Source organism: Microcella sp., assembly GCF_030645145.1.
GTDB lineage: Bacteria > Actinomycetota > Actinomycetes > Actinomycetales > Microbacteriaceae > Microcella.
Genome location: NZ_JAUSMI010000018.1, coordinates 1 through 10,237 on the forward strand (window position 1 = coordinate 1; position 10,237 = coordinate 10,237).

The 10,237-nt window shown below is 74.1% G+C and carries 11 protein-coding genes; 5 read left to right on the top strand and 6 right to left on the bottom strand.

All coding sequences use genetic code 11. The features are described 5' to 3' along the window. The 4 genes from Q7T15_RS01190 to Q7T15_RS01205 form a co-directional block, all read right to left on the bottom strand. On the bottom strand, nt 1-628 hold a 628-nt coding region (locus tag Q7T15_RS01190), incomplete at its 3' end, for a hypothetical protein (RefSeq protein ID WP_370689069.1). 99 nt (nt 629-727) lie between these two features. Then, complete coding sequence (locus Q7T15_RS01195) at nt 728-1,732, bottom strand: 4-hydroxy-3-methylbut-2-enyl diphosphate reductase (RefSeq protein ID WP_304692468.1); 1,005 nt, start codon at nt 1,730-1,732, stop codon at nt 728-730. Between the two features lie 151 nt (nt 1,733-1,883). Beyond that, complete coding sequence (locus Q7T15_RS01200) at nt 1,884-2,735, bottom strand: ABC transporter permease (RefSeq protein WP_304692450.1); 852 nt, start codon at nt 2,733-2,735, stop codon at nt 1,884-1,886. Beyond that, on the bottom strand, nt 2,732-3,643 hold the full coding sequence (locus tag Q7T15_RS01205; protein WP_304692452.1) for an ATP-binding cassette domain-containing protein: 912 nt from the start codon (nt 3,641-3,643) through the stop codon (nt 2,732-2,734). Before Q7T15_RS01205 ends, Q7T15_RS01200 begins: the two co-directional genes overlap by 4 nt. 88 nt (nt 3,644-3,731) lie before the next feature. Here Q7T15_RS01205 and xseA point away from each other — a divergent pair, with 88 nt between their 5' ends. Genes xseA through Q7T15_RS01230 form a run of 5 tightly spaced genes read left to right on the top strand, consistent with a single transcriptional unit; the run spans nt 3,732 to nt 8,053 of the window. Further along, entirely contained in the window at nt 3,732-5,006 is a 1,275-nt protein-coding gene (xseA, locus tag Q7T15_RS01210; RefSeq protein WP_304692454.1) for an exodeoxyribonuclease VII large subunit, read from the top strand. Nucleotides 5,007-5,025: 19 nt separating this feature from the next. After that, a complete protein-coding gene (locus tag Q7T15_RS01215) occupies nt 5,026-5,265 on the top strand; it encodes an exodeoxyribonuclease VII small subunit (protein WP_304692456.1) in 240 nt (79 codons plus the stop codon). A gap of 10 nt (nt 5,266-5,275) precedes the next feature. Further along, complete coding sequence (locus Q7T15_RS01220; protein ID WP_304692458.1) at nt 5,276-5,914, top strand: DUF4245 domain-containing protein; 639 nt, start codon at nt 5,276-5,278, stop codon at nt 5,912-5,914. A 48-nt stretch (nt 5,915-5,962) separates the two neighbouring features. Next, entirely contained in the window at nt 5,963-6,601 is a 639-nt protein-coding gene (locus Q7T15_RS01225) for a carbonic anhydrase (protein WP_304692460.1), read from the top strand. 48 nt (nt 6,602-6,649) lie between these two features. After that, on the top strand, nt 6,650-8,053 hold the full coding sequence (locus Q7T15_RS01230; RefSeq protein ID WP_304692462.1) for an aspartate ammonia-lyase: 1,404 nt from the start codon (nt 6,650-6,652) through the stop codon (nt 8,051-8,053). A 119-nt stretch (nt 8,054-8,172) separates the two neighbouring features. On the opposite strand, the gene Q7T15_RS01235 is transcribed toward Q7T15_RS01230, so the two are convergent. Together Q7T15_RS01235 and Q7T15_RS01240 are read right to left on the bottom strand one after the other, a co-directional pair. Continuing rightward, the gene (locus tag Q7T15_RS01235; protein ID WP_304692464.1) at nt 8,173-8,496 is read right to left on the bottom strand and encodes a transcriptional regulator; all 324 of its coding nucleotides are present in this window, start codon (nt 8,494-8,496) and stop codon (nt 8,173-8,175) included. After that, nucleotides 8,493-10,237 (bottom strand): putative inorganic carbon transporter subunit DabA (locus Q7T15_RS01240; RefSeq protein ID WP_304692466.1); only part of this gene is annotated, 1,745 nt, incomplete at its 5' end. The genes Q7T15_RS01235 and Q7T15_RS01240, both read right to left, overlap by 4 nt.

Below are 10,237 nucleotides of genomic sequence, written 5' to 3' on the forward strand. Positions count from 1 at the left end.
GGCGCTCGAGCTCGCGCTCGCGGTCGCCGAGCTCGAGCTCGCGCTGCAGACGGTCGAGGTCGGGCACGCTCCGTCGGGCCCGGGCGCCGCCGAGCTCGAGGGCGCCGTAGGCGACGAGCACGACGATCGCGCCGAGCAGCGGCGTGACCCCGATCTCGGGGCTGCGGCCGGCGAGCACGAAGGCGACGACGAGCGAGAGCTCGGCGAGCAGGAACCCCGCGGCGGTCCACAGCACGCCGCTGCGCGCGCTCCCGCGCAGCGCGCCGACGAGGACGAGCGCGGTGGCGGCGCGGTTGAGGAGGAACGGTCCGGGGTCGTCGAGCCGGGCATCCGCCCCCAGCAGGGCGAGCGTGAAGACGACGGAGGCCACCGCTCCCCCGGCGAGGAAGGCGACCGCGCTCGCGACGGTCGGCCGCAGCAGGAGGCGCAGCGCGAGCGCGGCGATCGTCGCGAGGGCGACGAGGGCCGGGAGGAGGGGCAGCGGATCGCCGCCGCGCGACACCACGGCGACGGTGACCGCGACGCCCGTGAGCACCGCGCCGACGACGACCACCGCGCGCTGAGCGGTCGCGAAGCCGCGGACGATGATGCCCGAAGCGACATCGCGGGGCAGCGCGATCGATGCCATGGGCCCTCCCGAGGCGCCCCGAGCGGCGCGCTGCTCGCAGACTACCGGCGCGCGAGCGCCGAACGGGTCAGGACCCCGCGGGCGGCGGGGGACGGTCGGCTAGGAGCGGGTGCGACCGCCGAGCGCGCGCGCGTCCTGCTCGCCGCTCGCGGTCGTGCGCAGCTCCTTCGGCAGCGAGAACAGGAGGTCCTCCTCGGCCGTCTTGACGACCTCGACGTCGGCGAACCCGGCGTCCGCGAGGTCGGCGAGCACCTGCTCGACGAGGACCTCGGGCACGCTCGCGCCGCTCGTGACGCCCACGGTCGCGACGCCCTCGAGCCACTCCTGCTTGATCTCGCTCGCGTAGTCGACGCGGTAGGCGGCGCGGGCGCCGTACTCGAGCGCGACTTCGACGAGGCGCACGCTGTTGGAGCTGTTGGCCGAGCCGACGACGATCACGAGGTCGGCATCCGGCGCGACCTTCTTGATCGCGACCTGGCGGTTCTGGGTGGCGTAGCAGATGTCGTCGCTCGGAGGGTCCTGCAGGTGCGGGAACCGGGCGCGCAGCCGGCGCACGGTCTCCATCGTCTCGTCGACGCTCAGCGTCGTCTGCGACAGCCAGATGAGCGCGTCGGAGTCGGGCACCTCGACCGTGTCGGCCTCCTCGGGCGTGCCGATGAGGATCGTGCGCTCGGGGGCGTGCCCCATCGTGCCCTCGACCTCCTCGTGACCCGCGTGACCGATGAGCAGGATGCGGTAGTCCTGCTTCGCGAAGCGCACCGCTTCGCGGTGCACCTTCGTCACGAGCGGGCACGTCGCGTCGATCGCGGCGAGCCCTCGGTCGGCGGCGCCCTGCACGACCGCCGGGCTCACGCCGTGCGCCGAGAAGACGATGTGCGAGCCCTCGGGGACCTCGTCGACCTCGTCGACGAAGATCGCGCCCGACTTCTCGAGCTCGCTCACGACGTGCACGTTGTGCACGATCTGCTTGCGCACGTAGACGGGCGCACCGTACTGCTCGATGGCCTTCTCGACCGCGATGACGGCGCGGTCGACGCCGGCGCAGTAGCCGCGCGGCGCGGCGAGGAGGATGCGGCGGGGCGCGGCGACGTCGGTCGCCTGCAGGCGCTCGCGCCGCTCGGGGACGACGGGCGTGGTCAGGGTGACGCCGAGGGCGCCGTTCGTGATCGTGCTCACGGTCGCCAGTCTACGAGGGCGCGAGTGGGCGCCCGCCGTGCGTGGGCCGCCCGCCCGACGACGGCCGGGCCCGCCGCCGCTACTCGACGTCGCGGCGCAGGGTGGTCGCGGCCGCCGCCACGAGCAGCACCGCGGCGAGGCCGGCGAGCACGAGGCCTCCCTGCCACCAGAGCAGCGCATCCGTCGCCGCCTGCGGAACGGTCGGATCGATCGACCCGAGAGAGCTCAGGATGCCCGCGCCGACGAGCGCGTCCGTCGCCGCCCCGGGCAGGAAGCGCCCGATCGCGGCCGTGGTCTCCCACGCGCCGGCGAGGATCCGCAGGATCGGCTCGACGAACTGCGTGAACGCGAGCACGACGACGATCGCCGCGATCTGGCTCGTCAGGAGGGCGCCGAGGCCGAGCCCCAGGAGCGACCACAGCGCGGTGGCGAGGAGGGTGCGCAGCACGAGCCCGATGACCTCGGGCTCGTCGAGCGCCGAGCTCTCGCCGAGCGCCTCGAGCACGGGCGCGCCGACGCCGACCGAGCCGATGAGCCCGATGACGCCGTAGAGCGCGCCCATGACGAGCGCGACGACGGCCTTCGCGGCGAGCACGACGCCGCGGCGGGGCTGCGCGAGGACGGTCGGCGTGAGCGTGCGGTGCCGGTACTCGGTCGTCGCGAGGAGCGCGCCGAACAGGAGCGGGATGACGAGGCCGACGGCCGTCACGCTGCTGTAGACGAGGGTCGCCGACACGACGGGGTCGAGAGCGGGAGCGCCCGCACCGCCGAGCTGCGCGCCCACGTCGCTCAGGAAGAACGCGAGGCCGCCCGCCGTGACGGCGATGTAGACCACGAGGACGAGACCGAGCAGCCACCACGAGCGGAGCGAGAGGACCTTGGCGAACTCGGACGCCGTCTGGCGCGCGAGGTCGGTCGCGAGCGCGGTCATGCGATGCCCTCCTCGTCGGCCGTGAGCGCGAGGAAGACCGACTCGAGGCCGTCGCCCTCGTCGCTCAGATGGGTGAGGGCGATGCCGGCGTCGCGGGCGATCTCGCCCGTGCGCGCGGCGTCGAGGCCGGCGACGACGAGACCGCGGGCGGGCTGCTCGGCCGGGTCGACGCGGGCTCCGGCCGCGGCGAGCGCCGCCGCGAGCGCCGTGCGGTCGAGCGCGTCGACGCGCACCCGCGCGGTGCCCGCCTCGAGATCGGAGAGCGGGCCGTCGAAGACGATGCGTCCGTGGCGGATGACGACCACGTCATCCACCGTCTGCTGCACCTCGCTCAGCACGTGCGACGAGAGCAGCACCGTGCGGCCCTCGTCGGCGAGCGCGCGCAGCAGGCCGCGCATCCAGCGGATGCCGTCGGGGTCGAGGCCGTTGATGGGCTCGTCGAGGACGAGCGCGTCGGGGTCGCCGAGGAGGGCGCTCGCGAGGCCGAGGCGCTGCCGCATGCCGAGCGAGTAGCCGCCGACCGCGCGTCGGCCGGCGTGCGCGAGGCCGACCTGCTCGAGGACGGCGTCGGCGCGCGCGGCCGGGATGCCCGCGGCGAGCGCGAGGGCGCGCAGGTGGGAGCGCCCGCTGCGGCCGGGGTGGAAGACGTCGGCCGAGAGCGACCCGCCGACGCGCGCGAGCGGCCGGTCGAGCGCGCGGTACGGCACGCCCGCGATCGTCGCGGTGCCCGCGGTCGCGGTGTTGAGGCCGAGCAGGATGCGCAGGGTCGAGGTCTTGCCGGCGCCGTTCGGGCCGAGGAAGCCCGTGACGCGGCCCGGCTGAGCGGTGAACGACACGTCGGAGAGCGCGGTGACCTCGCCGTAGACCTTCGAGAGCCGCTCGACCGCGAGGGGTGTGGGGAACGGCATGGTCTCCTCGGGTCGTCGGGCGGCCCGCGTCGGCGTCGGGGGCGTCCACTACCCTGGCGGAGGCCGCCGATCGAGGCAAGGGAGGGTCATGAGCGAGGCACCGTCCACCGCCGACGCGCCCTGGCCCGTGGGCGAGCTGTCGCAGAAGATCAAGGGCTACATCGACCGGCTCGGGAGCGTCTGGGTCGAGGGCGAGATCACCCAGTGGGGCGTCTCGGGCGGCAACGTCTACGGCAAGCTCAAAGACCTCTCGGCGGACGCGACCGTCTCGTTCACCGTGTGGTCGTCGGTCAAGGCGAAGCTCCCGCAGGGCCTCGGGCAGGGGGATCGCGTCGTCGCGCTCGTCAAGGCCAACTGGTGGGTCAAGGGCGGCTCGCTCACGATGCAGGTCTTCGAGATGCGGCGCGTCGGGCTCGGCGATCTGCTCGAGCGGCTCGAGCGCCTCAAGCAGCAGCTGCGCGCCGAGGGCCTGTTCGACCCGGCGCGCAAGAGGCCGCTCCCCTTCCTGCCGCACTGCATCGGCCTCGTGACGGGTGCCGACAGCGATGCCGAGAAGGATGTCCTCCGCAACGCCCAGCTGCGGTGGCCGTCGGTCCGCTTCCGCGTCCACCACTCCGCCGTCCAGGGCGAGCGCGCCGTCGGCGAGCTCATCGCGGGCATCCGCGCGCTCGACGCCGACCCCGAGGTCGACGTCATCATCGTCGCGCGCGGCGGCGGCGACTTCCAGAACCTGCTGCCCTTCAGCGACGAAGCCGTCGTGCGGGCCGCAGCCGCGTGCGAGACGCCCCTCGTGAGCGCGATCGGGCACGAGAACGACCGGCCGCTGCTCGACGAGGTCGCCGACCTGCGCGCCTCGACGCCGACCGACGCCGCGAAGCGCGTCGTGCCCGACGTGAGCGACGAGCTCGCGAAGGTGCAGCAGGTGCGCTCGCGCCTGCTCACGCGCGTCACCGGGCTCATCGGCACCGAGATCGACCGGCTCGCGCAGATCCGCTCACGGCCGGCGCTCGCGAGCGCGTCGTGGATCATCGACCAGCGGGCGGAGGAGCTCACGCGCTTCGTCGCCCGGGGCGTCGAGCTCACGACGCGCGGTCTCGAGCGCGCGCATCTCGACCTCACCGAGCGGCGTGGCCAGCTCCGCGCGCTCTCGCCCCAGCACACGCTCGACCGCGGGTACGCGATCGTGCAGACCGGCGCGGGCGCGGTCGTCCGCGATGCCGCCGAGACGACCGCGGGCGACGCCCTCGTCGTCACGCTCGCGCGCGGCCGGATCGCCGCGACCGCGGGCGAGCCCCTGCCGTCGGCGAGCGCGCAGCCGGCGCCCGCTCCGCAGGCGTCCACCCCGCAGACCCCCACCCCGTAGTCAGAGAGACGCTCCTACCATGGCTGATGTGACCCCTCCCGCCGCCTCCGCGACCGACGGCGTCGACGCGCTCTCCTACGAGCAGGCCCGCGACGAGCTCGTGCGCGTCGTCACCGAGCTCGAGCAGGGCGGCGCCACGCTCGAGCAGTCGATCGCCCTGTGGGAGCGGGGCGAGGCGCTCGCCCGCCGCTGCGAGGAGTGGCTGATCGGCGCGAAGGAGCGCCTCGATGCCGCGCGATCCGCGGCCGGGCAGGGCTGAGCATCCGCGCATGACCGACCCCGTCACCGGACGCCCGATCGTCGCCGAGCTCGGCAGGCCCGAGACCGACGACGAGCGCGCGGCCCGCGTCGCCGAGAACCGCCGCAAGCGCCGTGCCAACCAGTCGTCGACGAACCTTCTGCTGTCGATCGCCGCGTCGCTGCTCATCGTCCTGTTCCTCGTCGTCGTGACGGTCCGGGAGGATCCGACCCCCGAGAGCGTCGACTACCGCGCGACGGCCGAGCAGGCCGAGAACGGGCTCGGGATGCCCGTCGTCGCCCCCGACCTGCCCGAGGGCTGGTACGCGAACCGCGCCGACCTCGGCAGCGACGGCTCGGTGCAGGAGTGGTACGTCGGCCTCATCACGGCGGAGGAGCGCTTCATCGGGGTCCTCCAGGGCTTCGACGCCAACCCGACGTGGCTCGACCAGGCTCTGCGCCAGCCGACCCGCGAGGGTGAGAGCGTCGAGATCGGCGGCGCCGACTGGACGCTCTACGATCGTCGGGAGGCGGACGGCATCGGCAATCGCGGCTACGCCCTCGTGACCGAGACGGCCGACAGCACCCTGGTGCTGTACGGCACCGCGTCGGAGTCGGAGTTCGCCCAGCTCGCCACCGCGGTCGCGGCCGAGCTCGACGCCGGCCGCTGACGGCCGACCGCCACCGCCCCAGCCGAACCACGCACGCGGAGGACGATCATGACTGGACCCACGCGCACCCCGGCCGACGTCTGGCGCGAGATGGAGCGCGGCAACGCCCGCTTCGTCGCGGGCGAGCCGGCCCACCCCCGTCAGGACGTCGACCGTCGTGCCGAGCTCGCCTCGTCGCAGGCGCCGCACGCGGCCCTCTTCGGCTGCAGCGACTCGCGTCTCGCCGCCGAGATCATCTTCGACAAGGGCCTCGGCGACCTCTTCGTCGTGCGCAACGCCGGCCAGGTCATCTCGAGCAGCGTCGTCGGCTCGCTCGAGTACGCCGTCGGCGTCCTCGGGGTGCCCCTCATCCTCGTCCTCGGCCACGACGAGTGCGGGGCGGTGCGGGCCGCGATCGACTCCCGCGGGGCCGATGCTCCCCCGCTGCCGCCGCACATCCACGGGCTCGTCGAGCGCATCCAGCCCGCCGTCGACCGGTGCCTTCTCGCGAAGGGCACCACGGACATCCACGAGCTCGACGCGCAGGACGTCGGTCGCGAGCACCTGCGCGACACCGTGGGCGAGCTGCTCGCGGCCTCCGAGCTCATCAGCGACGCCGTCGCCGCCGGTACCCTGGCTATCGTCGGTGCCAACTACCGCCTGCTCGAGGGTCGAGCAGTGCCCGACATCGTCGTCGGCCAGATCTGACCGGCGCGCCGACCCCCTGCACCCCTCTACGAGAAGGACGAGATCGCCGTGAGCGAGACCACTGAGCCGGAGTACCGGATCGAGCACGACACGATGGGCGAGGTGCGCGTCCCGCGCAGCGCCCTGTACCGCGCGCAGACGCAGCGCGCCGTCGAGAACTTCCCCATCTCGGGCTCGGGCCTCGAGCCGGGCCAGATCGTCGCCCTCGCGCAGATCAAGCGCGCCGCCGCGATCGTGAACGCCGAGCTGGGCATCCTCGACGGCGACCGCTCGAGCGCGATCGTCGCCGCCGCCGACCAGATCATCGCCGGCCAGCACCACGAGCACTTCCCCGTCGACACCTACCAGACCGGCTCGGGCACGAGCTCGAACATGAACATGAACGAGGTGCTCGCGACGCTCGCGTCGACCGAGGCCCTCGCGGTGCACCCCAACGACCACGTCAACGCGTCGCAGTCGTCGAACGACGTCTTCCCAACCTCGGTGCACCTCGCCGTCACGAGCGCGCTGCTCACCGACCTCATCCCCGCCCTCGAGCACCTCGCGAGCGCGCTCGAGGCGAAGGCCGAGCTCTGGACGACGGTCGTCAAGGCCGGCCGCACGCACCTCATGGACGCGACGCCCGTCACGCTCGGCCAGGAGTTCGCCGGCTACGCCCGCCAGATCCGCCTCGGCATCGCTCGCGTGCAGGCGACGATCGAGCGCGTCGCCGAGGTGCCGCTCGGCGGCACCGCGACGGGCACGGGTATCAACACCCCGCTCGGCTTCTCGCAGAAGGTCATCGCCGAGCTCGCCTCGTCGACCGGGCTGCCCATCACCGAGGCGCTCGACCACTTCGAGGCGCAGGGCGCCCGCGACGGCCTCGTCGAGGCGAGCGGCGCGCTGCGCGTCATCGCCGTGTCGCTCACGAAGATCTGCAACGACATCCGCTGGATGGGCTCGGGCCCCAACACGGGCCTCGCCGAGCTCAGCATTCCCGACCTGCAGCCCGGCTCGTCGATCATGCCCGGCAAGGTGAACCCCGTCGTGCCCGAGGCCGTGCTCATGGTGTGCGCGCGCGTCATCGGCAACGACGCCACGGTCGCGTGGGCGGGCGCCTCGGGCTCGTTCGAGCTCAACGTCGCCATCCCCGTCATGGGAACCTCGCTGCTCGAGTCGATCCGCCTGCTCGCGAACTCGACGCGCGTGCTCGCCGACAAGACCGTCGTCGGCCTCGAGGCCAACGTCGACCGCGCGCGTGCTCTCGCCGAGTCGTCGCCCTCGATCGTCACGCCGCTCAACCGCGTCATCGGCTACGAGGCCGCCGCGAAGGTCGCCAAGCACTCGGTCGCCAAGGGCCTCACGGTGCGCGAGGCCGTCGTCGACCTCGGCTTCGTCGAGCGCGGCGAGGTCACCGAGCAGCAGCTCGACGAGCTGCTCGACGTGCTCTCGATGACGACGCCGGGCCTGTAGCTCGAGCCTCACCCAGCGCGAACGGCGCCCGCTCCCTCTCGGGGGCGGGCGCCGTTTCTGTGCGCGGATGCTCGGCTCAGGCCGCGGTCGCGGCGAGCAACCCGGGCGAGCGTCGCGACTCAGCTGAAGTAGTGCGGCCGGCTGACGTAGGTGTCGGAGACGAACATGACGCCCGTCGACCGCTCGAGCAGCGAGCGCAGCCCCTCGATGAGGTCGTCGGCGCGGTCGTCGGGCACGACCGTGATCGTGAGGGTGAGCGCGTCGCGGTCGTTGAACAGGGCGCGGCCCTCGTGGGCGCCGTGGTGGCCGAGTCCCGTGACGGCGGGCAGGCTCGTGTAGCCGGACGCGCCCGAGGCGACGATCTGGCGACGCACGGCGTCGCTGTCGACGGTGCGGGCGACGACCTCGATCTTGGTCATGCGGGTGAGTGCTTCGCGGCTCATGCCGCCTCCTTCTCGTCGGGGCTCGAGGCCTGGTCGGGGTTCACGGCCGCCTCGGCCGCGGGGGTGCTGGTGGTCAGGGAGTACGGCGCCCAGCCGTCGCGCGTGCGGCGCACCCAGGTGCCGGGCTCGGCGCCGGGAGCGACGAGCACGACCCAGTCTCCGTGCACGAGGTCGGCGACGATGTCGGCGCGCTGGATGATGCCGTCGATGCGCTCGAGCGGGGCGTCGACGACGGCGAGCAGGCGCAGCGGCTCGTGGTGCAGCCCGGCGCGCGTGCCGATCGACTGCCAGGGCAGCCCGATGCGCAGGTCGCCGCCGGGGCCCGTGAGCACGCCCGCGCCGCCGACGAGGTTGTGCACCGTCTTCGAGCCGGCGCCGAGCACCTCGGGGTCGACGGCCGAGAAGTAGTACTGGGCGTTGATCCAGTGCGCGACCACGAGCGGCGCGGTGAGGATCGTCTCGAGAGCCTGCCCGTCGACATCCGCCTCGGGGTCGTACGAGTGCAGGAAGGCCCGGCGCTCAAGATCGACTCCGGCGGTGCGCGAGCGCGGCCCGATGACGATCGCGGCGTTGCGGGCGAGGCCCCACTCGGGGTAGACCTGCGCCCAGTCGCGGCCGCGGCGCTCGAGGCGCGCGCGACCTGCTCCCGTGCGGGAGCCCGGCAGCTCGGCGGCCCGCTCGCACTGGAGCGCGTCGGCGGCGCGCGCCGCGTCGGCGCGCAGCGCATCGAGCTCGCCCCGCCGCTCGGCCGGGAGCGCCGACGCGTCGACGATCGTGATCGCGTCGCTCACCGTGTCGTGCTCGGCGGCGAGGAACACCGTCTCGTCGGGGATCTCGATGCCGCGCGCGGCGAGCCCGGCGCGCACGGCCTCGCTGTTGAGGATGGCGGCCGCGATGCGCGCGTTCGGGGCTCCGCGGTGGCCGCCGCAGGCCCCGCAGTCGAGCGCGGTGCGGTAGGCGTTGTTGGTCGTGGTCGAGCCGTGGCCGACGAGCACGATGAGCGGAGCATCCGGCGCCGTCATGCCCATCGTGCGCAGGATCACCTCGGCGGTGGCGAGCTGGTCCTCCACCGAGAGCGCCGAGTCGACGTCGAAGAGCGTCGTGGGCGCGCCCACCGGGTCGTCGGCGCGGCGGCCGCGTGCCGCGGCACCGGCGAGGATGCTGCGGCCGGCCGCGACAGGACCCCACAGCCATCCGGTCATCTCGGCCCAGCCGAGCGGCGCGCCCGCCACGGAGTCGGGCGCCTTCAGCGCCGAGCGCCACGCCCGGCCCGCGGCGAGGCGGTCGACGAGCGACTTCGCGCCGCGCCAGGCGCCCGGCACGGGGCGCTCGCTGACCCGGTAGCGCGGGCTCAGCAGCACGGGCAGCGCCGCCGAGGCCGCGGACGCGGCGAGCGGCTCGACCTCGGCGGCGATGCCGAAGAATCCGGCGAAGCCCGAGGTCGCGTAGGGGCCCTGCTGCTCGAGACGGCGACGGATGCCCTCGCTCCGCACATCGATGCAGAACACGAGGTGCGCGCGGGGCGCGGGGTCGGCCACGGTGGTCGGTGCCGTGCCCACGCGCGACAGCAGCCGCTCGTGCACGCGCGCCTCGAGCGCCGCCTGCCAGACGAGCGCGCGCTCGACCGCGTCGAGGCCGAGCGCGTCGCGACCGGCCCGCGGGCCCGACGCCACGTCCGGCAGGGGGAGGTCGAGCGCGACGCGCAGGGTGAGGCGCACGGCGAGCAGGTCGACGACCTCGA